Origin of the sequence: Chroococcidiopsis cubana SAG 39.79 (assembly GCF_003991895.1) — a bacterium.
Classification (GTDB): Bacteria; Cyanobacteriota; Cyanobacteriia; order Cyanobacteriales; family Chroococcidiopsidaceae; genus Chroococcidiopsis; species Chroococcidiopsis thermalis.
In genome coordinates this window covers 1-23,263 of sequence record NZ_RSCK01000093.1, presented here as the reverse complement: position 1 = coordinate 23,263, position 23,263 = coordinate 1, and the positions used below count along the sequence as shown (strand labels likewise).

Below are 23,263 nucleotides of genomic sequence, written 5' to 3'. Positions count from 1 at the left end.
ATTCACCTGTTCATCAGTCTGCTTCTCTAGTTTACAGAGTCAACTGAAACTATTACACCTTATTTAATCCACGATCCTTACTATACTCCTCACGGCAATCTTGACGCAAATCCTTATCAAAAAAGATTTGCAAATAAGCTAGTGGGTAGTCTACGTAATTACCGAAGCTCAAGTCTATGCCCTAGAAGATAAATTTCGATCCATAGCAGAAAAGTTACAAGTCAGTAACAATCTTTCTCCCAGCGCGACAAGCACCAGGAGTTATGCCAAACTTGCGCCGGAAGGCGTTAGTAAAGTGACCTAAATGAGAATAGCCAACTTTATTTGCTACTGCTTCTACATTCAGCTTGCCATCTCGCAACAACAAATATGCTTGCTGCAAACGGTAGTCGCGCAAATAGCCAAATGCTGTTGTGCCGAAAATCTCGCGAAAACCTTGTTCCAACTTCATGTGGTTCAGTCCAACTTGTTGCGCCAAATCCATCAGTGCAGGTGGGTTGACGTGATTTTGGAGTAAAATTTCCCTTGCCTGGTAAATTCGCTCTACGTCAGTTGGTTTGAAACTGTTAGCTTGTCTCCCATTGCTTTCGACGAGTTGAGTTAACTGCAAACATAGCAGTTCGAGTACCTTACTTTCTAAATACATCCGCTGCATCATGCCTTGATGAGGACAATCGAGAATTTGCTGCAAAGCAAGGTGCATTTGCGGGGTAATTTTTCCCACTGGAAGGTGAAACCGAGGCGGAGTGTCAGTTTCTAGCAGCAGTTGTAACGGTTCGGGTAAAGATTCCGAGTCTGTATTAAACGACCTAAAGAAATTTAAGTCAAAAGCAATTCTAATTAATATCTCAGCAGTTTCGGCTTTAGCTTGCTCGATTTCGGCGATATCTGGTAGGTAGAATAAGTAATTTTCACCTGTTTTTTCGAGATAATCGTCTTTGACATATTTATCTTTAATTCCCGGCGTGATGGTTCTGAGATTTCCGGCAAGATAAAATTTTGCTGTTAGAGGTTCAGCGCAATTGTGTTCGACTTCTGTACTTAAATCATGCAGCCAAGTCAAATCGAGAATCTGAAGGTTGTTTCCAGAAGGTAGCAGAATTTCGCGACAATTTTTTCTAACATAGCGATCGCAATATTTCTCAATGCAATCGTACCCTTTAGTATTAAGAATCAACTCATAATCTTGACAGCTTTCTAAATGTCGTTGTTCGTATTGTGCCTCATCGATTGTTTCCATTTTTAACCCACACACTGACGCTTTCTTTTTCTCCTTACCCATAATAGAGTTCTGCTGCTAGGTTTTCATTTGGTAAAACTACGATGACTCCCTCTTTATTCTTTGTCATTATGTAGTAACCGCCAGCACTCTCCATGCCCCTCCAAATCCGATCAATTAGCTTTTCGTCAGTCTCTCCACAACTCAAAGCACCAGAATAGCTATCTTTAGGTACAGGCGTATATTTCCACTGAGAATATGGGTTTTTATCTTTATTTTTTAAGGAAATGTTAGCTCTCAGCTTTGCGTCACTGTCAAAATAAGTAATACCAATTTCTTGAATTTTATGAGAAACACTTGGTTCTAGCTCAAAAATAGACAAGTAGCATCCTTCCATTAGTCCTGGTTGAACGATTGAAGTGAGGACTTGCACGTTTCCAAGTTCTTTTGGTAAATTACTTGCACTATTGCTATTAGTTGTAAGTTTGAACTGTAGAGAAACCATTCCTACCAAAAGTGTAGTTGCGATCGCAATAAAGGTTAGATATTGTCTTTTTCTATTCGTCTGTCTTCTATTATTCGGAGAAGCGTTAGCTAGATTTAGCTGATGAGGGATAAATTTTGCAATTTTAAAAAAATAAATTACCGATATAGTTCCACAAGCTATTCCAGATAACGTTAGAGGCAAATATTTTAAAGATGGCTGAAACCACGCAAACGGGTTAAATATTAAAAATAGTACAAAAGTATAAAAAAGTACCCTAATTGTAGAGAACAAGGAAAATATTGTCTGATACTACAGCTCGGATAAGGCGAAGTGAAAGCGTAAAATAATGCTGAACCAAATCCTGCTGCAACCCAGAAAATAATAATAGCCAGAAATATCTGAATAACCTTTAGTACGAGCCTTCTCATCTATTTTCATCCATACATCTCACTTAGTTGGAGCTATGGGTAACAAGACATTGAAAATAGAACCTTCACCGACTTTACTTTTAACCGAAATGGAACCACCACAGCGGAGTAAAAGTTGTTGGACGATCGTTAACCCTAGCCCTGCACCGCCTATATCTTCGCTGGAAACAGAACGCACCCGATAAAAGCGATCGAAGATTTTGGGGATCTCGTTAGGTGAAATACCAATTCCCGTATCGCGAAATTCTAATTGCACGTATTCGCCTTGAATACAGGCTTTAACCCACACTTGCCCACCTGTAGGAGTAAATTTAATACTGTTGTGTAACAAATTAATAGCGATTTGTCGTAACCAATTGTTAGAGCAGAAAATAGAAGGCAAATCGGGAGAGACAGTGTAGGCAAGCATAATGCCTTTTTCTTGAGCTAGAGGTTGATAAGTGCTAACCACCCCTGGAATAATTTCACTCAGTTTCAATGGTTGTAAAACTGTTTGTTCTGCCGTTCTGTCTAATTGAACTAATTCTAATAAACCGTTAATTAAAGAATTTTGGCGATCGCACTCGCTACTTAGAATCTGCAAATAGCGTTGTTTTTGCGGTGGTTTGAGGTGAGGAGAATTTAAAAGACTCAAAGCCGTTTTCATATGTGTCAGCGGAGTGCGGAGTTCTTCGCACATCCTACCGAACGATTCATCTTTACGAGTTAAGGTATTTGTTAAAGCTTGATTTTGCCGTTTTAAAGTGCCAGTGAGTTCGTCAAACGTACTCCGGCGAGTGGCATCTTGTTGCTGGACTTGTTTAGCAAATAAGCGCTCTAACAACACCGGATCGGGTGCGGACGGACAAGCAAACAGCGTCTCCCAATTGTTCATCACCTCTGGGGCGATCGCTGGCTGCTTGTGCTGCGCTAGCTTCCAACGCACGCTTTGAGCCACGACATGACCGATTCCCTTGAGTACCTCCTGTAAGACTCGTCCCTCAAACGAACAAAGGCTCAGCAAGGGTAAAAATTTCTTTTGGCGATCGTTTTCCTTAGTTTTTCCCTTTTTGCGTTTCAGTCGCGATCGATGTGCCAGCACCATACAGCAGAATTGAGGCGAATGGACGATGAGAAAATAGTCCCGCCGCAAATGGCTATTTGGTAATAATTGGACTGGAACCATTGGGAAACCAGACAATTGAGCGATCGCAGTTTCCTGTCCGTAGCAAACATAGGTTTTGTCAGAAACTCTCACCTGCTCGTGATAGCGCTGAATCGAAGCATACCAAACTTTCCCTGATGGTAACTTTAGCCACAGTGTCGCTGAGATTTGCTTTTCTACCAGTAATTCCATCACCGATTCTACCAAGGAAAGCAAGGTTGCCGGACTCACCAACATCGGCGATGGTGGTTGTTCTATACTCAGAGCCAGTCGATAAAGGGAGATTTCCATTATTAGGAGTTAGGGGCTAAGGAGACAAGGGGGACAAGGAAGACAAGGAAGACAAGGAAGACAAGGGAGACAAGGAAGCAATTCTACTAGTCACCAGCCACTAGTCACTAGCCACTTACCCCACGCACCACTCATCACTCTTTCCCGACTCCCGACTCCCGAATTCTTAGTGCATTCCTCGCCTGTTCGCGATCGTCAAAGTGGATTTTTTCCGTACCTAAAATTTGGTAGTCTTCGTGACCTTTGCCAGCAATGAGTACGCCATCGCCGGATTGGGCTTGTTGAATTGCCGTTTGAATTGCTGTAGCGCGATCGCCAATGACAAATGGGTCTATTGTGTTGGGAATTCCAGCGAGAATATCTTGGAGAATTCTTTCAGGGTCTTCGGTGCGGGGATTATCAGAAGTGACGTAAACGACATCTGCTAAATCGGCGGCGATTTTACCCATTTTCGGGCGCTTTGTGCGATCGCGATCGCCTCCACAGCCAAACACGCAAATCATCTTACCTGGAATAAACGGTCGAGCTGCTTTTAAGAAGTTTTCTAAACTATCTGGCGTATGAGCATAATCGACGATCGCGCTGATATCCTGATGGGGACTCACTTGCACCCGCTCCATTCTCCCAGGGACTCCGGCAAACTGCGGCAATACGTTAGCGATGAGTTGTAAATCTACGCCCAAGTGTAAAGCGGCTGCTACTGCTGCGAGTAAATTGGCTAAATTATATTGACCCACGAGTGGCGATCGAAATTCTACTTCTCCTGCGGGTGTGTGTAATTTACCGCTCACTCCCGTTGGTTCGTAACCCAAATCGCTCAAACAGAAGTCGGCTGTTCCAGCTTGGACGCTATAGCTCCACACCCGTTCCGGTGGTAGTTGTTTAATTAATCTTTGTCCGTAGGGATCGTCTGTGTTAATAACTGCTCGTCTTCGGAGATAATCGGGACTGAATAGCAAGGCTTTTGCCGCAAAATAGTCTTCCATATCGCGGTGGAAGTCTAGGTGATCTTGAGTCAGATTGGTAAACACCCCTACTTCAAACGGACACCCTAAAACTCGTCCTTGTGCCAAAGCATGAGAACTGACTTCCATCACCGCTACTTGAGTCCCCGCTTGCACGGCGTTAGCTAATTGCTGTTGCAGTTCTACAGCAAATGGCGTAGTATGAGCTGCTGTTTGCTCGAAACCCGCCCAACGAGAATAAAGAGTTCCAAATAAGGCTGTAGATAACTTTGCGTGTTGGAGGAAAAATTCGATTAAATGGGTGGTGGTCGTTTTACCATTTGTTCCCGTCACCCCCACCAACCTCATTTGCGTAGCTGGATAGCCGTAAAAAGCAGCCGCCACCCCAGCGCAAGCTCGAACCATATCCCTAGCGGCAATAATACAAGCCCCCTCAGCTCCCTGGGCTCCCTCAGCTCTCTTCAAGGCTACCTGAGAAGACACTAAAGCCGCGATCGCCCCACTCGCGGTCGCGCTTTGCCAAAACTCTCCTCCATCCACCCGCGTTCCTGGCATTCCAATAAAGAGATCGCCAACTTGGCAAGCATGAGAATTTGTCGTTAAACCCTTCACCTCCAGATCTAAAGCTGGGTGCTGGGGTAGTTGTTCGATACTGTCAACTTTTGCTAACAATTCGCCTAACTTCATGATTTGGTAATTGGTAATTGGTAATTGGTAGTTGGGAGTTGATGGTCACTGATAATTGATGACTGATAACTGTTAACTAGCTAGCTTAATCCCAGCTTTCAATTGCACCTATTTTGCTTCATGATGATTTACATATTTCTGAAGCATCTGTTGAATTTGCCCCACTGTAGCGCGAGGAGACGGGCGAGGTAGAAGGAGCGATCGCCCGTCGTCGCTACACAGAAATAAAACGGGTACTTCGTATTGATATGCTTGCCACCAATCATCCTGTAGTGCGATATCGCGGACTTCCAATGATAGTTCTTGGTGTGTAGCTAAAATTTGTGCTAGCTTTTCCTGCAAGCCTTCACACAAATGACATTCAGGTTTGCTATAGAGAATTAAGTGCATAAACTTAAGTTGTAAGTCGTAAGTCGTAAGTCGAGAAAGAGAGCTGCTCTTGAGCTGGGGAAGCAATTCTAGTTCCACTAGCCACTAGTCACCAACCACTAATCACTGATAACTGATAACTGATTTCCGTTATTGTTGAATATGCAGAACTATTCACATCATTGCGCAGATGACTGTTTCAACATCTTCTATCCAAACACCTAATTTCGATCTAGATGAGCTAAATCGCAAATATGAGACAGCTCATCCTAGCAAAATTCTTGCCTGGTGTGTCGAGAACATTCCTACAGGGTTAGTACAAACCAGCGCTTTCAACGTAGATGATATCGTCATCACCGATATTCTCTACCGCGAACTCAAGCACCGCACCCCAGTTATGTTTCTCGACACTTTGCACCACTTTCCCCAGACTTTAGAGCTAGTCTCCAAAGTCAAAGACTTGTACGACTTGGATCTGCAAGTTTATAAAACTCCAGATGTGGATACTCGGGCTGCTTTTGCTGCCAAATATGGCGAAGCCCTATGGGATAGCGACATTCAGCAATTTCACCACTTGACCAAAATCGAACCTCTGCAACGAGGACTAGCCGAACTCAACGCTGTAGCTTGGATTACCGGACGGCGGCGCGATCAGGCGCGTACCCGTTCTGATATGCCCGTTTTTGAACTCGACAGTCAACAGCGCCTCAAAGTCAATCCCATCGCTTCTTGGACGCGCAAAGAAACTTGGGCTTATGTTTTCGAGCATAACGTCATTTACAATCCGCTCCACGACCAAGGCTATCCCAGTATCGGCGACGAACCGATTACCACACCCGTAGCCGAAGGCGAAGACGAACGCGCCGGACGCTGGAGGGGTTCTGACAAGACTGAATGCGGAATTCATATTTGAAGGAGCCAGAAGTCAGGAGTCAGCAGTCAGAATGAAGAGAATACCAGCAAGGGTCTTCCAAGACTTAATTGTTTGGCAAAAAGCTCATCAATTTGTTTTAGCAGTATATCGTTTCAGCGAAAACTTTCCTAAAACAGAATTGTATGGCTTGACTTCTCAATTTAGGAGAGCGGCAATTTCTATTCCTGCCAATATTGCAGAAGGATTTAAGAAGAAAAACAAAACTGATAAAGCACGGTTTATGAATATTGCCCAAGGCTCTGTCGAGGAGTGCCGCTATTACCTGATTTTGGCAAAAGACCTCGGCTAAGGCGATAGCTTAGAGTTATGCCTTCTACTTGAAGAAGTTAGCAAGCTATTAGATGCTTACTATTCTTCTCTCTTGACTCCTGACTCCTGACTCCTGACTCCTGACTCCTGACTCCTGACTCCTGACTCCTATGATTAAAATCCTCCATCTTTCAGACATCCACATGGGAAGTAGCTTTTCCCACGGTCGGCTCAATCCTGAAACTGGATTGAACACACGCTTGGAAGATTTTGTCAAGACTTTATCGCGCTGTATCGATCGCGCGTTAGAAGAACCAGTGGATTTGGTGCTGTTTGGTGGGGATGCTTTTCCCGATGCCACGCCACCCCCTTATATTCAAGAAAAATTTGCCAGTCAATTTCGTCGCTTGGTTGATGCGCGGGTTCCTACCGTATTATTGGTAGGCAACCACGACCAGCATTCCCAAGGGCAAGGGGGGGCGAGTTTGTGCATTTATCGGACTTTGGGCGTACCAGGGTTTATGGTGGGCGATCGCTTGATGACCCATCACATTCAAACAAACAATGGTACAGTTCAAGTCATCACTCTCCCCTGGCTGACTCGTTCCACTCTCCTGACTCGTCCAGAAACAGAAGGTTTATCCCTCGCCGATGTCAACCAGTTATTGATCGATCGCTTGCGTGCTGCCTTAGAAGGAGAAATTCGTCGGCTCGACCCCAAGATTCCGACAGTACTTCTGGGTCATTTGATGATCGATAATGCTTCCTATGGTGCTGAGCGCTTCTTAGCTGTAGGGAAAGGTTTTACTATTCCCCTGTCTCTTCTAACTCGGGACGAGTTTGATTACGTTGCCCTCGGACACGTCCACCGCCATCAAAACCTCAACCCATCTAACGAACCGCCAATTATTTATCCTGGTAGTATCGAGCGAGTCGATTTTAGCGAAGAAAAAGAAGACAAAGGCTACGTGATGATAGAACTACAGCGGGGTAGTACCAAATGGGAGTTCTGCCCGCTACCAGTTCGTCCTTTTTGTACCATTAACGTCGATGTAGCCAATGCAGCCGATCCGCAAGCAGCTTTAATCAAAGCGATCGCGAAAAAGAATATTACCGATGCAGTCGTCAGACTAATTTACAAACTCCGCTCCGATCAAATCGACTTAATTGATAATGCAGCACTTCATCAAGTTCTCAGTTCTGCTCACAGTTATACAATTCAACCAGAGCTGATCAGTCAGCTAGCACGACCGCGTTTACCGCAATTAGACGCGAGTAGCAGTATCGATCCCCTTGATGCTTTAAAAACTTATCTAGATAATCGCGAGGACTTGAAAGATATTACCGCTCAAATGATGGTAGCTGCCCAACAATTACTAGCAGCCGATACAGAAACTTGGTTAGAGTCTGCCCCAGGAACTGGAATCGATGCAAGTCATACTGACGGACAGTTACGGTTGCTGTGAAATTAGTTGTCAGTAGAGAGTGGCTGGTGACTAGTGACCAGTGACCAGAAATATAAAATCCTCTTGCCTCTTACTCTTGTACGGGCGGGTTGACCCGAAATCTCTTTTTCCCCTACGACGCTTGTAGGGGCGGGTTTTGACCGGAGATGTGTTGTCTTATGCCGTAAATCTCTTGCTAAACCCGCCCCTACGGTTCTTGCCAATGACAAATGACAAACGACAACTACTATTGCAAAACTTCCCTGAGCAATTCACGATGCATGTAGGCTCTGTCTACTAAAGACTGAATTTGGTCTGGACTTAAAGGATCGCCGTTGGCATAATGCTCGATCCAAGTTTGGCTGATAATATTGGGGTCGTCGGGAATGTGAGCGACATCCCATCCAGGTATAGATAGTTCTGCCATCAGGCGATCGACTTTTGGATCGTAGCTGATGGCAAAACAGCGGCAACCTTCCGCAGCTGCCATAATTAAGCTATGAAAGCGCATTCCAATTGCCATTTCTACGCCGCGAAATACGCCTTTTAAACTTTTCGGATCTTCGAGGTAGAGGATTTGATTTGCCCCTGGTAATTGTGGCTGAATCGCTTGAGCGATCGCTAAGTCTTGCGATAATTGAAATGGCACTAACAAAATGCAGGTATCTGTTGCCCGTTGAAAGTCAGCTAAAGCGCGAGTCAAATTAGCAAGGCGATTGGGAGTTAATTGTGGGTGCGATCGCAAAGTCACGGCAACTCTCGGCGCTGGTAAATCCCACAACCCAGGTGTATTTCCGGCTTCCAAAGCCCACACCGGATCGGGTGCTTGCAGATGGGGAATCTGCCAATCGGTCAGCAAACTTGCCGAACCGCGATCGCGGACGCTCACCCCCGTACACCCAGCAAATGTCTGTTTTGTCAACCACCGGGTTAGCGGACTTTTTAAAGGACCAATTCCCTGCGCCCAAGCCATAGTTTTTAACCCTAACTTTTGCGCCAGAGTCATTAATCCACCGTAGTAAAACGGGCTGATGGCACTAGTAGAATCTTGCATAATACTGCCCCCACCCCAAATAAAAGCATCAGACTGCTGCAAGGTTTTCCACACAGGAGAAAAAGCCATGCGATCGCAAGCTTCTACTTGATAGCGCTCCTGCGTCTGCGTTGGATTACCAGACAGAACAATAGGTGTGACATGTTTAGGTAGCATTTGCAACAGTGTTGCCAGCAACGCCTCATCACCGCCATTACCTTTGCCGTAATAACCGCACAATACCACCCTTATCTGCCTCACATCCGTCACCCCTCAATCTTGACTTAATCCAAACTTGATAAAAACTTTATAATATATTGGCTGTATGTTGGCAGTTAACAGTTATCAGTTATCAGTAGAGAGTGACATTGACAGGTGTTTTTTCTCCCTCAGCTCTCTCAGCTCCCTCAACTTCCCCAGCTCTCTTTCCCCTGCTCCCTCATCATGCACGCACTCTCAATTCCTACCTGGATTATTCACGTCTCTAGTGTCATCGAATGGGCGATCGCCATTTGGTTAATTTGGAGTTATGGCGAGGTTGTGGGCAACCGCGCTTGGTATGCGTTTTCTCTGGCAATGCTACCTGCTTTAATTAGTGCCATGTGTGCCTGTACTTGGCACTTCTTCGACAATGCCAAATCCTTAGAATGGTTGGTAATGCTTCAAGCTAGTATGACTTTAATCGGAAATTTCACGTTATTAGCTGCTGGTTGGTTGCTATGGCGTTCGACGCGATCGCCAGTAATGCGATCGCACAGCAAGATTTCTTCTAAGTAGAAGGATAATAATTAAACGTACAATACATTTGCCTTCTGCCTTCTGCCTTCTGCTTATCTCTAATGATTTCAAAAGAAACCCTCTTCGCGCTCTCTCTTTTTCCCTATCTAGGCTTTCTCTGGTTTATAACTCGCTCTCAACAATTGCCGCGTCTAGCATTATTCGGCTTCTACGGTACTTTGGTATTTGTCGCCGTCACTATCCCTGCTGGAATTTATGCCCAAGTCCATTACGGCGAATCTCTTGCCAATGTTGACTGGTTGCATGGTAGTGCTGAAGTATTTTTAACTCTCTCTAATATTCTGATTGTTTTGGGTTTTCGACAAGCTTTGAGGAAATGATTTTGTAGAGACGTTACATGTAACGTCTCTACACTGATAATCGATCACTGATAACTGACTTATGAATCTTTTTCCCGCCATAGATTTACTTGAAGGTCGCTGCGTGCGACTGTATCAGGGAGATTACGATCGCTCCCAGGTTTTTCACGATAATCCGGCTGATGTTGCGCAACAATGGACTAGCCAAGGTGCTACGTGGCTGCACGTTGTCGATTTAGATGGCGCGAAAGCAGGTAAACCCGCTAATCTGGAGGCGATCGCGGCTATTGTAGAGGCAGTGTCAGTACCAATTCAAGTTGGTGGCGGATTGCGCGATCGCGCTAGCGTTGCCCAACTCTTAGAATTAGGCGTACAGCGAGTTATTTTGGGTACTGTAGCTGTAGAACAACCCCAGTTAGTAGCTAGTCTGTGTCAAGAATTTCCAGGGCGAATTGTTGTTGGTATTGATGCGCGTAATGGTAAGGTAGCTACACGCGGCTGGTTGGAAACTTCGGAAGTCTTAGCCGCAGATTTAGCCCAGCAAATGCAACAACTGGGTGCGGCAGCAATTATTTACACTGATATTCATCGCGATGGAACTCTTGCTGGACCCAACTTGGATGCACTACGGGAGTTAGCCACAAGTTTATCTATTCCCGTCATCGCTTCTGGAGGTGTAAGTTCTGTCACCGACTTACTCAGCCTCCTAGCTTTAGAACCTCTTGGCGTTACGGGTGCGATCGTCGGTCGTGCCTTGTATACTGGCGATATTTCCCTCACACAAGCTATACAAGCAGTCGGACAAGGACGCTGGCAAGATATCCCTCCAGATTTAGGATCGTCGGCTTTTGCCTAATTGCCTTATGAGTGATGCGTGGGAAGAATTCGGAATTCGGAATTCGGAATTAATGCGTGAATGCGTGAATTGCTCCCTCAGCTCTCTTCTCCCCCTCAGTTCCCGAGAGCATCATAAGCTTCCTCAGCTCTCTTCCCCTACTCCCTGCTCCCTACCATAACTGTATCCTGCGGTAGAAGCCTTTACCGCACCTTTCTTCGTAGGATTGCGTTCAGCTTCAAATCTTAGGAGGGTGATTGTATGCAGTCCATTTTTACCAATTTTAAGCAAAATTTACAACGCAAGGTTTTATTACTAGCCGCGATCGCGCTATTGCTCGTTTCTGGTTTGTTTGTCTCTGAGCCTAGTTATGCCGCAACTCCCAACCAAAAACTAATCCAACAAGAACAAATGGATAAAAATAGCCAAGTTGGAACTGTGGATGTCGAGCAGCGCGAACAAGCTTATGAGGATCAAGTAAAAGCATCCAAAGATATCGACAAAACGTACGAAGATAATCTCAAAGAGTTTAAAAAATCTCATCCTGAAGAGAATATCGTTAATAAAGCAGTAGAGGGAGCAAAAGAGGCAGTCGATAAGGTAACTAAATAGTAGTTACTGGTAAACCTTTCAATTATCTGTAACAGGAGCAATGCCAGCTTAAGTAAGATTGGCGATCGCTCCTGTTATTTTATTGTTACGGGGTTTGGGATGAGCATCTTGCCCGTCCGCGCTCGTACTTCTAGCGAAAATAGGTATTATAGTTAGGCTTGAAGCAATATATGTAGACATCGATATTTTAATATTTCGCAAACTTTTGTGACTGGTAGCGCGATTGTGATTCAAGTTATCTCATGAAATACCCAATTACTCTTTCCCAATCCTGGCGTAAATGGTTAGCAGGTATACTAGCTGTAGTCATGGCGATCGCGCTGTCTGGCTGCAATCCGGCTGAGATGAGAACCCAAGCGGCTGACGTACCGCAAATAGTAGTAAGCGTGACTACCGATCCCGATACGTTTAATTATGCTTTAGGTCATCAAGTCCCAAATATTTTTAACATGACCTTTAGGGGATTAACTACAGTTAATGGTATTACCAAAGAACTCGAACCAGAATTAGCAGAATCTTGGCAAATTTCTGAAGATAAATTAAATATTATTTTTACTTTAAGAGAAGGCTTAAAATGGTCTGACGGTCATTCACTGACAGCAGATGATGTCGTATTTACTTATAACGATATTGTTTTAAACAAAGCCATTCCTACAGATTTAAGAGATTACATTCAAATTGGTAAGCAAAAAGCTTATCCAAAAGTTATCAAGTTGGACGATCGCCGCGTCGAATTTATCATGCCCGAACCTTTTTCACCATTCTTAGCTACGACGACGGGAGATCCTACGAGTGCGATCGCCATTCTACCAAAACACGCTTTACAAGAATCAGTAAAAACAAAAGACGCTAAGGGAAACCCTCGCTTTTTAAGCACTTGGGGAACGGATACAGATCCAACAAAAGTTGTTACAAACGGTCCTTTTACACTTGAAAGCTACGTACCTGCCCAACGCTTAGTTTATCGCCGTAACCCTAATTATTGGCGTAAAGATGCACAAGGCAATTCTCAGCCTTATATTGAAAAATACATTTGGCGAATTGTTGAAAATCCAGAAACAACTTTAGTCCAGTTTCGTTCTGGTGGATTAGATATAGCTTCTGCTTCAGCAGATAATTTTTCTCTGCTCAAGCGCGAAGAAGAACGAGGTAATTTTAAAATTTACAATGGTGGACCTGCTTTCGGTATGTCCTTCATTACTTTCAATCTAAATAAAGGTAGCAGAAACGGTAAACCTTTAGTCAATCCAATTAAATCGCGGTGGTTTAATACAGTTGAGTTCAGACAAGCAGTTGCTTATGGACTCGATCGCCAGACGATGATAAATAATTTTTTACGGGGTTTGGGAGAACTACAAAATTCGCCAATTGATACTCAAAGTTCGTATTTTCTTCCTCCTGAAAAAGGGCTGAAAGTTTACAACTACGATCCAGCCAAAGCCAAAAAACTACTGCAAGAAGTTGGATTCAAATACAACAATAAAAATCAATTATTTGATGCTCAAGGTAATCGAGTACGTTTTACTCTCATGACTCCTGCTGCTGGTGGAGGTAATAGTGGTAGGTTGGCTAGAACAGTTGGTCAAATTCAGCGAGACTTAGCCAAAATTGGAATGCAAGTCGATCTACAGTTTCTCGACTTTGGAACTTTAATGGATAAAACTTCTAATTCTTTAGATTGGGAGTGTTATATCGGTGGTTTCATTGGTGGTGGAATTGAACCGAACGACGGTGCAAATGTATGGTTGACAGCAGGTGGATTGCACAATTTCAATCAATTACCCCAAGTAGGACAAGCACCAATTCAAGGACGAGAAATTGCAGATTGGGAACAAAAGATTGAAGATCTATTTATTAAAGGAGCGCAGGAATTCGACGAAGCCAAACGCAAAGAAATTTACAATGAATTTCAACGCACTGCTCAAGAATATTTACCCTATATTACCTTATATAATCCTTTATCGCTAGCTGCAATTCGCGATCGCATTGAGGGAACAAAATTCTCTGCTTTAGGTGGTGCGTTTTGGAATATTTACGAATTGAAGGTCAAAGAACAATGAATTCAGAGATGTAGGGGCGCACATCTGTGCGCCCCTACAATTACATATACAAATCCCAATTTATGATCCGTCGAAATTTTCTAATAACACTTATATTATTAGTTGCGATCGCGCTTTCTGGCTGTAATCCCACTGAAATGAGAACTAACGCAACTCAAGTTCAGCAAATCGTGGCGAGAGTTCCAGGCGATCCGCAAACTTTTAATTATGCCTTAAATCAATCGTCACCCAATGTTTTTGGATTTCTTTATGAAGGATTAATTACTGAAAATGGCGAAACTGGAAAGCTAGAGCCAGCATTAGCTGAGTCTTGGGAAATTTCTGAAGACAATCTCAAAATCGTTTTTACTCTAAAACCAAATTTAAAATGGTCAGATGGAGAACCGCTAACAGTTGACGATATCGTTTTTACTTATAATGATATTTACTTTAACGAGCAAATTCCCACAGATATTAGAGATATTCTGCGTATTGGCAAGAGTAAAGCTTTACCTAAAGTTCGTAAATTAGATAGCCGCCGAGTCGAATTTACCGTTCCAGAGCCATTTGCACCTTTTTTACGATTTGCAGGTGGTATAGTCATCTTACCAGAACACGCCCTACGTCAATCGGTAGAAACTAAAAATAAAGATGGTAGACCCCAGTTTTTGTCCACATGGGGAACTGATACAGATTTGCAAAAAATTGTGGTCAATGGTCCTTTTACACTGGAAAGCTACACTGTAAACCAGCGAATAGTCTTTCGCCGCAATCCCTACTACTGGCGAAAAGACACGCAAGGAAATGCTGTACCTTATATTGAGCGGCTAATTTGGCAAATTGTGGAATCACCAGATACAGCTTTAATCCAGTTTCGTTCGCTAGGATTAGACATGCTAGAAATTGGTCCTACGAGTTTTCAATTACTGAAACGAGAGGAAGACCGAGGAAATTTTAAAATCTATAGTGGTGGTCCAGACTTTGGCACAAACTTTATTTGTTTCAATTTAAATAAAGGTCGTCGTCAGGGAAAACCTTTAGTCAATCCAATCAAATCACGCTGGTTTAATACAGTAGCATTTAGACAAGCAGTCGCTTATGGTATAAATCGCGAAGCAATGCTAAATAATGTCTATCGCGGTTTAGGAGAACTACAAAACTCGCCAATTTCTGTTCAAAGCCCTTACTATCTTTCTCCTGAAGAAGGCTTAAAAGTTTATAACTATAATCCTGAAAAAGCTAAAGAATTGCTCGAAAGCGCTGGATTTAAATATAACAATAGAGGTCAATTACTCGATGCTGAAGGTAATCGAGTCCGGTTCACCATGATTAGCCAAGCGGGTAATAGAACTGTTGATGCGATCGGTTCGCAAGTCAAGCGCGATCTCAGCAAAATTGGGATTCAAGTTGATTTTACTCCAATTGACTTTGCCGTCATGGTAGATAAAATTACCAATACTCTAGAATGGGAATCTTATTTTGGTTTAATTACTGGTAGCATTGAACCATATAGTGGAGCAAATGTGTGGTCGCCTGACGGCGGTTTCCATCCTTTTAATCAGAAACCACAACCAGGACAACCGCCAATTGAAGGACGAGAAGTTGCAGATTGGGAAGCAGAAATCGGTCGTCTTTACATTGAGGGAGCAAGAGAACTTGACGAAACAAAGCGTAAAGAAATTTATGGAGAAACTCAGCGTTTAGCACAAGAGTACCTCCCTTTTATTCATTTAATCAATCCTTTAGCTTTAGCAGCAATTCGCGATCGCATTGAAGGAACAAAATTCTCTGCTTTAGGCGGGACGCTTTGGAATGTTTATGAGTTGAAAGAAGCGAAAGACTAGAAATAATTATCTAATTATACAATGCGATCGCGAGTTATTGTTCTTATATTAATTCTCTGCTTTACCTGTCAAATCTTGCTTACAGGTTGCAACCCTACAGAATTTAAAACATCAGCAGCACAATCGCAATGGGTAACGAGTACTTTAAGAGATCCTAAAACTTTTAACTACGCCCTCAATCAAGAATATCCTCACGTATTTTTATTTACTAGTGAAGGACTGACTACACTCAATGGTGAGACTGGAGAAATTGAGCCAGCTTTAGCAGAATCTTGGCAAATTTCTGAAGATAAAAAACGGATTACTTTTACCTTACGCGAGAACTTACGCTGGTCTGATGGTGAACCTTTAACAGCAGATGATGTTATCTTTACTTATCAAGACATCATTTTCAATCCGCAAATTCCTACTGACTGGAAAGACAGTTTAAAAATTGGCGAGAAAGCCGAATTTCCTCAAATTAAAAAAATGAGCGATCGCCAAGTAGATTTTACCTTTTCTACTCCATTTGCCCCATTTCTCAGTACAACTACAGGAGCGTCAACTAATTCTGTAGGAATTTTACCCAAACACGCTTTAGCTAAATCGATTATATCTAAAGATACTAAGGGTAATCCTTTATTTACCTCAACTTGGGGAACCGACACTGACCCAGCAAAAATTATTGTTAATGGTGCTTATAAAATAGAAAGTTTCACACCTGGTCAACGTGTTGTATTTCGTCGTAATCCTTATTATTGGCGTAAAGATAGCCAAGGAAATCAGTTGCCCTATGTAGAAAGAATTGTTTGGCAAATTATTGAATCTACCGATACAACCACTCTCCAATTTCGTTCTAGAGGATTAGATAGTATCGAAATTACTCCTGAAGACTTTTCTCTACTCAAACAAGAAGAAGAACGGGGAGGATTTACCGTTTATAACGGAGGTTCAAGATTTAGCAAAACATTTATTTCTTTCAACCTCAACAAAGGTAAAAGAAAAAACGGTAATCCTGTTGTCGATCCAATAAAGTCTCGTTGGTTTAACAATTTAGCTTTTCGTCAAGCCGTTGCTCATGCAATTGACCGCGAAAGAATGTTGAATAATGTTTTTCGTGGCGTAGGTACAGTTCAAAATTCACCTATAGAACCGCAAAACCCTTTTTATCTCTCCCCAGAACAAGGATTGAAAGTCTATGAATACAATCCCGATAAAGCTAAAAAGTTACTATTGAATGCAGGATTTAAATATAACTCTAGAAATCAGTTACTTGATGCAGACGGAAATCGCGTGCGTTTTTCTTTAATTACCAATACTGAAAATAAAACTCGCGTAGCAATGGGGGCGCAAATTAGGCAAGATTTGAGTAAAATTGGCATTCAAGTTGATTACAATCCCATCAATTTTAATATTTTGGTAGATAAACTCAATAGTTCCCTCGATTGGGAATGTTATTTATTAGGCTTGATTTCTGGTAGCTTAGAACCCCACGATAGTGCTAATGTATGGTTGCCCGATGGTGGTTTACACGCATTTAATTTCAAACCTCAGCCAGGACAAGAACCGCTGATCGGTAGAGAAGTTGCAGACTGGGAAGCCGAAATCGGTCGGCTATACATCCGTGGGGCGCAAGAGTTAGACGAAAATAAACGCAAAAAAATTTACCAGCAAACCCAACGTCTGACTCAGGAATACTTACCTTTCATCTACCTAGTCAATCCCTTATCCCTAGCAGCAATTCGCGATCGCATCCAAGGAGTAAAATACACCGCCCTCGGCTCTCAAGCTGGGACTCTATGGAACAAATACGAACTGAAAGTGACAGAATAGGGTCTAGGAAAAGTCAAAAGTTAAAAGTCAAAAGTTAAAATAAACTCCTTCCTTGTCCCCTCGCTCCTCACTCCTCACTCCTCGCCCCTCAAATGTCCCAACCCGAAGCCTTGCGATCGCTCTTAGAATCTGTAGCAGCTGGTAACGTAAGTCCAACTGTCGCCTTAGACAAATTGAAACATTTTACCTACGAACCAGTTGGTGAATTTGCCCGTATCGACCATCATCGCCAGCTAAGAACTGGGTTTCCTGAAACGATTTGGGGTCAAGGCAAAACTCCCGACCAAATCGTGCAAATTATGGCAGCAATGCGCCAGCGCAATTCAGTAGTGATGGCGACGCGCATCGAACCTGATGTAGCAGAACAGCTAGAAGAGAAGGTAGAGGGACTGCGTTACTATCCGATGGCAAAAATTGCGGCGATCGCACCAGTACGGATCGAACCGCAGTACCCTGGTAAAATTGGTATTCTCTCGGCAGGGACTGCCGATTTACCCGTAGCTGAGGAAGCGGCTATAACTGCCGAACTGTCTAGTTTCCGCGTTCTCCGGTTGTGGGATGTGGGTGTTGCTGGTATTCATCGCCTGCTAGATAACCGCCACGTCATCGCTGAAGCATCCGTATTAATTGTCGTCGCGGGAATGGAAGGGGCTTTACCCAGCGTCGTTGCAGGATTAGCCGATTGTCCTGTCATTGCCGTTCCTACCAGCGTCGGTTATGGTGCGAGTTTCGGCGGCTTAGCTCCCCTCTTGACAATGCTCAACTCTTGTGCAGCAGGGATAGGAGTTGTCAATATAGATAACGGTTTTGGCGCAGCGATTTTAGCAGGACAAATTTTACGCACCGCAGGAAAATTACAGTGACCAGTGACCAGTTATCAGTGACCAGTGAAGAAAGGGTGTGGAGACTTTAAATTTCTTCCTCCCTCAGCTTCCTCAGTTCCCTGGGCTCCCTCAGCTCTCTTCCCCCCGACTCCCTAATTTTTGTTTGAGATTCGGAATGACTGGGAAATCCCCTAACTTCGGCTAGGGTGTAAATTGGTCTGCCTTTAACTTCTTCATAAATCCGCCCGACATACTCGCCTAAGATGCCAATACTAACAAGTTGAACCGCACCAAGGAAGAAAATAGCTACCAAAATCATCGTAAACCCAGTCAAAGGGGACTGAGGGACAAACAATCGCCAGTACAATACGAGTAGAGCCATGAGAACAGCGATCGCCGCAGCAAATAGACCGACATAAGTAGAGAGGCGCAAGGGGACTTTGGAGAACGACACCAACCCATTTAAAGCCAGAGCCAAAGACTTACCAAAAGTGTAATTAACATTACCAGCAAAACGAGGCGGGCGATCGAATTGTACGGATGTTTGACGAAAACCAATCCAAGCCCGTAAGCCGCGCATGTAGCGATTGCGTTCTGGCATGGCGTTAAGGATATCTAAGACTTGCCGATCGATCAAACAGAAATCTCCAGTGTCGGTGGGAATATCGACATCAGCAAGGTGTTGGAGCAGGCGATAAAATATGTATGCCGTACCGCGTTTGAACCAACTTTCTTTTTGGCGCTGCGTGCGTTGGGCATAAACAACTTGAAAGCCATTTTGCCATTTGGCTACCATCTCTAAAATCAATTCTGGCGGGTCTTGTAAATCTGCATCCATGACAATTGCCACTTCACCCCTGGCAAAATTAAGTCCAGCCGTCACCGCAATTTGATGTCCGAAATTGCGGGCAAGACTGAGGTAGGATACGCGAGGGTCATTTTGATGTAAGTCGCGCACGATTTGCAAAGTGCGATCGCGGCTGCCATCATTAACAAATATGAGTTCTATGGCTCCATCCAATTGTTCACCAACCGCACTGACGCGGCGATAGAGTTCTAGGATATTTTTTTCTTCGTTATAGACTGGAACAACCAAGGAATACTTAGGCGATACCATCGCTGCCTACCAACACGATATCTTTGACTCACTACTGTAGCGCGATCGCTAATAACAGTGACCAGTGACCAGTGACCAGTTAACTCTCACCCATCAACTACCAACTACCAACTACTACTGATAACTGATTTAGAGGAATTGTACGAGTTGCTGTAGCTTTGCCCAAGCAGCACCACTATACAAAATTTCCCTAGCTAGGCTAATGCCAGCAGCATATTCACCTAAAGGAATCTTTTCTCCTACTTGCAGTGCTAGCGCTGCATTTAATGCAACAACATCTTGCTGTGCTTGAGTTCCCTTACCTTGCAATACAGCAGTGAGAATTGCTGCATTTTCATGTACGTCTCCACCCCTTAATGCTGCTGTTGGTGCGGGTGCTAAGCCTAGTTCCTGCGGATGTATAGTTGTTAACTCTACCTGTCCGTTAGATAACACTGCCAAATCTGTAGCGTCACCTAAACCTGCTTCATCCAACCTTTCCCGTCCGTGCAGCACAATTGCCTGTTTTGTCCCTAACTGCTGCAAGGCATGAGCGATAGTCAGTGGTAAGTTTGATTCACAAACTCCAATGACTTGTCCTGTTGGGCGCAAAGGGTTGACTAACGGTCCTAATAGATTAAACACCGTCCGTACTTTCAGCGTTTTGCGTAACGGCGCAACCGCCTTCATCGCAGGATGCCACCCAGGAGCAAATAAAAATGTAATACCTACTTCTGCAACAGCTACTTGTATTCTTTCTGCGGCAGCATTGAGATTAACTCCTAGTGCTTCCAACACATCCGCAGAACCGACTCGACTAGAAGCAGAGCGATTGCCGTGTTTAGCTACTGGTACTCCCGCCGCTGCTGCGACAAAGGCAACCGCAGTAGATATATTAAAGGTTGCAGCTCCATCTCCACCGGTACCACAGGTATCGATTAAAGGTGTAGGGGCGCATAGCTGTGCGCCCGTGCCGTGCGCCCGCACAGATTGTAAAACTTGAGCCATCCCAGCCAGTTCTTCGGCTGATACACCTTTAGCCTGAATTGCTGCTAATATTGCTCCAGATAAGACAGGTGGAATGCTTTCGTTGAGCCATTCCTGCATGAGTTGCGCTGCTTGCGCGCCAGACAAAGATTGACGATCCAGTAATTGCTGAAGTAATTGCGTTGCCCAGGTATTTGAAGCTTCTGGGAGAGAACTATTGCTGAGATCGATGGCTGATGTAGAGGTCATTGTCAGGACAATTTTTGCAGTTAGAAGCATACTACCGCAAAAGGCTCTACTCGATCGGACTTGTCTTTCAAAAATCGTACTAGACTGTCATTTACAATGAGTTGCGGTGTATGGCAGCGATCGCGCTTAATTATTCACCAGCCTGATTTTTGGTAACAGAATGCAATACTCAGGTTTTTACAAAGCCAAAACTTCTCTGGCTTTCTCCGTAATCTCATCAGGATCGAACGGTTTGGTAGTATACATGTCTGCTCCAACCTCTATACTTTTTTGTCGATCGAATTCCTGACCTTTAGCTGTCAACATAATAATATAGACATCGGAAATGCCTAACTTATTCTTAACTGTATCGCATACATCAAAACCATTCATTTTTGGCATCATCACGTCTAAAAATACGAGCTGAGGTCGCTCGTTCTCGATCGTATTCAGTGCTATCTCACCGTTTTCTGCAAATAGTAGTTCTACTCCTTCATCCTCCAATTCTTCTAATGTTTGCTCCATTAAAAGTCTGACGTGAGGTTCGTCATCAACAATTAAAATTTTTAAATTCATCTCTTCACCCATATACCTAAATCTCGGCTAGCAAAATTTAAACTGAAACTTTTGGTGCGATCGCGTACTACTCTAAGGCATAGTTATACTAACCTACAATCTATATCGTTGGATAAAGCTTTATACGAGTTTTTCATTTTTGATAAAAGCTCCTGGAAGTAAAATTTCATTCTGTGTAGTTAATGCTTCAGAACGATCGTCATCCTTACGGTCTGCCAGTAAGATAAAGAAAACATTTTCTAAACCTTTTTCAAAACGTAAAGTTTTAATAACTTCGGAGCGCTCCCAAAAGTTAGCGTTAGCAATAATCATGTATGGTTGAACCGACATTGCTTTTTCTCGCAATTCTTGAGCATCAATAGCTTCAACTACACTGTAACCTTTAGCTTGTAAAACTTCAGCTAAAGTTTTTACAGTAGATACATCTTCATCAACCACTAAAACTTTTTTACTAGAATTAGCTTGAGTCGTCAGTGTGCCAATTTCATGCAATAAAGTATCTGTCTCAATTGGCTTCATTAAGTAGCGTTCAATTCCCAAGCGGTAGCCCCGCTCTCTATCTTCTACAATTGATAGAATAATAATGGGAATATTCATAGTTTTGGGATCGTTTTTGAGAACGGCTGCTACATCAAAACCGCTCATTTCTGGCATCATAACATCTAGAATAATAAGGTCGGGAGCAGATTTTTTCACAAAGGCGATCGCTTCTATGCCATCTTTAGCTTCAAGAATATTGTATCCTTCAGACTCTAGCTGCTGCCGGAGCAATTGACGAATATTAGCATCGTCATCGACGACTAAAATTGTTTTTTTAGTCGTTTTAGAATTAGCAGACTTCATGACTACATGTTCTCGCAACTGCTTGACGAGAGTATCGACATCGAAAGTTTTTGGTTTCAAGTCACAAGCAATCATGATGGGTAAGGTAAAGGAAAATTTACTACCTGTACCTAAAGTACTTTCAACCCATATTTTACCTCCGTGATGTTCGACAATTTGTTTGCAAATTGGTAATCCTAAGCCCGTACCTTTTGGTTTGTCAGTGAGGGTATCACCCACTTGCTTGAATTTCTCAAATACTTTATCTAAATCGGCTTCAGCAATCCCTATGCCTGTATCGATAATACTAATATGGATTTGAGTTTCATTGGTTTTGACTTTGCAAGTAATTGAGCCAGTATCGGTAAATTTGACAGAGTTAGAAATTAGGTTAATGACTACTTGAATTAAGCGGTCGCGATCGCCTATAATCTCTGGCACCTCGGATTCAATATCTCGAATTAATTCCAGATTTTTTTGGTGAAAGAGCGCAGAAGTAGCTGCGATCGCTCTATCTATGACTTCATTAATTTGTAGGGGAGCCATCTTCCACTCAATCTTACCCGCCTCCATTTTGGCAATATCCAAGACATCATTAATTAAATCTGTCAGTCTGCCACCTTCTGATACGATAATATCCAGATTGTCTGCTATTTGTCTCACATTACGTTGAACTTTCTTATCATCTGTTGGAATGACGGGAAAGACAACTTCTTCGAGTTTCTTCTTAATGATTTTGGCAAAACCAAGAACTGATGTTAGAGGTGTTCTAAGCTCGTGAGATACTGTAGAAATGAAATCAGTTTTCATCTGATCCACCTCTTTTTCTGACGTGATATCTCGAATCAATAGAACTGAACCAATGCACCGTTCTTTTCCATTTTGCTTATTTGTAGAATCGGCATCTTTCACAATGGCAGTTGCGACTGCTTTTCCAGTACAACCGCTCGACAACTCTATTTCTGCAACAAAAACTTTTTTTAGATTTCTACGAGTTTCTTCTACTAGCTCGACAATCTTACGATTAAATACAACTTGACAATCACGACCAGTTAAATCTGTCTCTTCAATTCCAAATAGAGCAAATAAGGCTGGATTGACCCGAGCAATTTTACCATTTAAATCGACGACCAACAACCCATCTGCTAAGTTATCAATCACGGCAGTTACTACCTAGAGCAGAGATTGGTTAACATAGAAAGGTAGCTAAGTCTGGAATCAGCCATGAAACTCAAAGACG

20 protein-coding genes and 1 pseudogene are annotated in these 23,263 nt (G+C 43.2%); 11 read left to right on the top strand and 10 right to left on the bottom strand.

Features of this window, described 5'->3' with window-relative positions; translation table 11 throughout:
• Window positions 1-214: 214 nt before the first annotated feature.
• From DSM107010_RS30555 to DSM107010_RS30535, 5 genes are all read right to left on the bottom strand, one after another.
• Window positions 215-1,240 (bottom strand): helix-turn-helix transcriptional regulator, encoded by a 1,026-nt coding sequence (locus tag DSM107010_RS30555; protein WP_127024694.1) that lies wholly within the window; start codon window positions 1,238-1,240, stop codon window positions 215-217.
• 34 nt (window positions 1,241-1,274) lie between these two features.
• On the bottom strand, window positions 1,275-1,997 hold the full coding sequence (locus tag DSM107010_RS30550; RefSeq protein ID WP_127024691.1) for a hypothetical protein: 723 nt from the start codon (window positions 1,995-1,997) through the stop codon (window positions 1,275-1,277).
• 156 nt (window positions 1,998-2,153) lie between these two features.
• Complete coding sequence (locus tag DSM107010_RS30545) at window positions 2,154-3,569, bottom strand: DICT sensory domain-containing protein (RefSeq protein WP_106166559.1); 1,416 nt, start codon at window positions 3,567-3,569, stop codon at window positions 2,154-2,156.
• 134 nt (window positions 3,570-3,703) lie between these two features.
• On the bottom strand, window positions 3,704-5,221 hold the full coding sequence (locus DSM107010_RS30540) for a UDP-N-acetylmuramoyl-L-alanyl-D-glutamate--2,6-diaminopimelate ligase (protein WP_106166560.1): 1,518 nt from the start codon (window positions 5,219-5,221) through the stop codon (window positions 3,704-3,706).
• A 108-nt stretch (window positions 5,222-5,329) separates the two neighbouring features.
• The gene (locus DSM107010_RS30535) at window positions 5,330-5,611 is read right to left on the bottom strand and encodes a glutaredoxin family protein (RefSeq protein ID WP_106166561.1); all 282 of its coding nucleotides are present in this window, start codon (window positions 5,609-5,611) and stop codon (window positions 5,330-5,332) included.
• A 169-nt stretch (window positions 5,612-5,780) separates the two neighbouring features.
• Between DSM107010_RS30535 and cysH the strand changes: the two genes are divergently transcribed.
• From cysH to sbcD, 3 genes and pseudogenes are all read left to right on the top strand, one after another.
• Window positions 5,781-6,503, top strand: a complete 723-nt coding sequence (cysH, locus tag DSM107010_RS30530; protein ID WP_015153927.1) for a phosphoadenosine phosphosulfate reductase — start codon at window positions 5,781-5,783, stop codon at window positions 6,501-6,503.
• A gap of 31 nt (window positions 6,504-6,534) precedes the next feature.
• A pseudogene (locus tag DSM107010_RS30525) lies at window positions 6,535-6,903 on the top strand (four helix bundle protein).
• Between the two features lie 40 nt (window positions 6,904-6,943).
• A complete protein-coding gene (sbcD, locus tag DSM107010_RS30520) occupies window positions 6,944-8,239 on the top strand; it encodes an exonuclease subunit SbcD (RefSeq protein WP_106166562.1) in 1,296 nt (431 codons plus the stop codon).
• A 226-nt stretch (window positions 8,240-8,465) separates the two neighbouring features.
• Here the strand turns inward: sbcD and csaB are convergent, their stop codons facing one another.
• A complete protein-coding gene (gene csaB, locus DSM107010_RS30515) occupies window positions 8,466-9,503 on the bottom strand; it encodes a polysaccharide pyruvyl transferase CsaB (RefSeq protein WP_106166571.1) in 1,038 nt (345 codons plus the stop codon).
• Between the two features lie 192 nt (window positions 9,504-9,695).
• Between csaB and DSM107010_RS30510 the strand changes: the two genes are divergently transcribed.
• The 8 genes from DSM107010_RS30510 (at window position 9,696) to larB (ending at window position 18,353) form a co-directional block, all read left to right on the top strand.
• Window positions 9,696-10,028, top strand: coding sequence for a DUF2499 domain-containing protein (locus tag DSM107010_RS30510; protein ID WP_106166563.1), 333 nt, complete (start codon window positions 9,696-9,698; stop codon window positions 10,026-10,028).
• A gap of 62 nt (window positions 10,029-10,090) precedes the next feature.
• Window positions 10,091-10,369, top strand: a complete 279-nt coding sequence (locus DSM107010_RS30505) for a DUF3593 domain-containing protein (protein ID WP_015153932.1) — start codon at window positions 10,091-10,093, stop codon at window positions 10,367-10,369.
• Window positions 10,370-10,430: 61 nt separating this feature from the next.
• Window positions 10,431-11,204 carry a 1-(5-phosphoribosyl)-5-[(5-phosphoribosylamino)methylideneamino]imidazole-4-carboxamide isomerase gene (gene hisA, locus DSM107010_RS30500; protein WP_106166564.1) on the top strand — a complete coding sequence of 258 codons (774 nt, stop codon included), beginning with the start codon at window positions 10,431-10,433 and terminating at the stop codon, window positions 11,202-11,204.
• A 240-nt stretch (window positions 11,205-11,444) separates the two neighbouring features.
• Entirely contained in the window at window positions 11,445-11,795 is a 351-nt protein-coding gene (locus DSM107010_RS30495) for a hypothetical protein (protein WP_106166565.1), read from the top strand.
• 242 nt (window positions 11,796-12,037) lie between these two features.
• A complete protein-coding gene (locus DSM107010_RS30490) occupies window positions 12,038-13,855 on the top strand; it encodes an ABC transporter substrate-binding protein (RefSeq protein WP_106166566.1) in 1,818 nt (605 codons plus the stop codon).
• 62 nt (window positions 13,856-13,917) lie between these two features.
• The gene (locus tag DSM107010_RS30485) at window positions 13,918-15,678 is read left to right on the top strand and encodes an ABC transporter substrate-binding protein (RefSeq protein WP_106166567.1); all 1,761 of its coding nucleotides are present in this window, start codon (window positions 13,918-13,920) and stop codon (window positions 15,676-15,678) included.
• Between the two features lie 21 nt (window positions 15,679-15,699).
• The gene (locus tag DSM107010_RS30480; RefSeq protein WP_106166568.1) at window positions 15,700-17,490 is read left to right on the top strand and encodes an ABC transporter substrate-binding protein; all 1,791 of its coding nucleotides are present in this window, start codon (window positions 15,700-15,702) and stop codon (window positions 17,488-17,490) included.
• A gap of 92 nt (window positions 17,491-17,582) precedes the next feature.
• Window positions 17,583-18,353, top strand: a complete 771-nt coding sequence (gene larB / locus DSM107010_RS30475; RefSeq protein ID WP_015153938.1) for a nickel pincer cofactor biosynthesis protein LarB — start codon at window positions 17,583-17,585, stop codon at window positions 18,351-18,353.
• A gap of 46 nt (window positions 18,354-18,399) precedes the next feature.
• On the opposite strand, the gene DSM107010_RS30470 is transcribed toward larB, so the two are convergent.
• The 4 genes from DSM107010_RS30470 to DSM107010_RS30455 form a co-directional block, all read right to left on the bottom strand.
• Window positions 18,400-19,431 (bottom strand): glycosyltransferase family 2 protein, encoded by a 1,032-nt coding sequence (locus DSM107010_RS30470; protein ID WP_106166569.1) that lies wholly within the window; start codon window positions 19,429-19,431, stop codon window positions 18,400-18,402.
• Window positions 19,432-19,560: 129 nt separating this feature from the next.
• Window positions 19,561-20,646 carry an anthranilate phosphoribosyltransferase gene (trpD, locus tag DSM107010_RS30465; protein ID WP_106166570.1) on the bottom strand — a complete coding sequence of 362 codons (1,086 nt, stop codon included), beginning with the start codon at window positions 20,644-20,646 and terminating at the stop codon, window positions 19,561-19,563.
• 177 nt (window positions 20,647-20,823) lie between these two features.
• On the bottom strand, window positions 20,824-21,201 hold the full coding sequence (locus DSM107010_RS30460) for a response regulator transcription factor (protein WP_041462960.1): 378 nt from the start codon (window positions 21,199-21,201) through the stop codon (window positions 20,824-20,826).
• Window positions 21,202-21,321: 120 nt separating this feature from the next.
• Window positions 21,322-23,184: an ATP-binding protein gene (locus DSM107010_RS30455; protein ID WP_199755837.1), complete on the bottom strand. Its 1,863-nt coding sequence runs from the start codon at window positions 23,182-23,184 to the stop codon at window positions 21,322-21,324.
• Between the last annotated feature and the right edge of the window lie 79 nt (window positions 23,185-23,263).

Coding starts and splice junctions, on each gene's coding strand:
- DSM107010_RS30555 (WP_127024694.1), bottom strand. CDS start 1,240: ATGGAAACAATCGATGAGGCACAATACGAACAACGACATTTAGAAAGC.
- DSM107010_RS30545 (WP_106166559.1), bottom strand. CDS start 3,569: ATGGAAATCTCCCTTTATCGACTGGCTCTGAGTATAGAACAACCACCA.
- DSM107010_RS30540 (WP_106166560.1), bottom strand. CDS start 5,221: ATGAAGTTAGGCGAATTGTTAGCAAAAGTTGACAGTATCGAACAACTA.
- DSM107010_RS30535 (WP_106166561.1), bottom strand. CDS start 5,611: ATGCACTTAATTCTCTATAGCAAACCTGAATGTCATTTGTGTGAAGGC.
- cysH (WP_015153927.1), top strand. CDS start 5,781: ATGACTGTTTCAACATCTTCTATCCAAACACCTAATTTCGATCTAGAT.
- sbcD (WP_106166562.1), top strand. CDS start 6,944: ATGATTAAAATCCTCCATCTTTCAGACATCCACATGGGAAGTAGCTTT.
- DSM107010_RS30510 (WP_106166563.1), top strand. CDS start 9,696: ATGCACGCACTCTCAATTCCTACCTGGATTATTCACGTCTCTAGTGTC.
- DSM107010_RS30505 (WP_015153932.1), top strand. CDS start 10,091: ATGATTTCAAAAGAAACCCTCTTCGCGCTCTCTCTTTTTCCCTATCTA.
- hisA (WP_106166564.1), top strand. CDS start 10,431: ATGAATCTTTTTCCCGCCATAGATTTACTTGAAGGTCGCTGCGTGCGA.
- DSM107010_RS30495 (WP_106166565.1), top strand. CDS start 11,445: ATGCAGTCCATTTTTACCAATTTTAAGCAAAATTTACAACGCAAGGTT.
- DSM107010_RS30490 (WP_106166566.1), top strand. CDS start 12,038: ATGAAATACCCAATTACTCTTTCCCAATCCTGGCGTAAATGGTTAGCA.
- DSM107010_RS30485 (WP_106166567.1), top strand. CDS start 13,918: ATGATCCGTCGAAATTTTCTAATAACACTTATATTATTAGTTGCGATC.
- DSM107010_RS30480 (WP_106166568.1), top strand. CDS start 15,700: ATGCGATCGCGAGTTATTGTTCTTATATTAATTCTCTGCTTTACCTGT.
- larB (WP_015153938.1), top strand. CDS start 17,583: ATGTCCCAACCCGAAGCCTTGCGATCGCTCTTAGAATCTGTAGCAGCT.
- DSM107010_RS30470 (WP_106166569.1), bottom strand. CDS start 19,431: ATGGTATCGCCTAAGTATTCCTTGGTTGTTCCAGTCTATAACGAAGAA.
- trpD (WP_106166570.1), bottom strand. CDS start 20,646: ATGACCTCTACATCAGCCATCGATCTCAGCAATAGTTCTCTCCCAGAA.
- DSM107010_RS30460 (WP_041462960.1), bottom strand. CDS start 21,201: ATGAATTTAAAAATTTTAATTGTTGATGACGAACCTCACGTCAGACTT.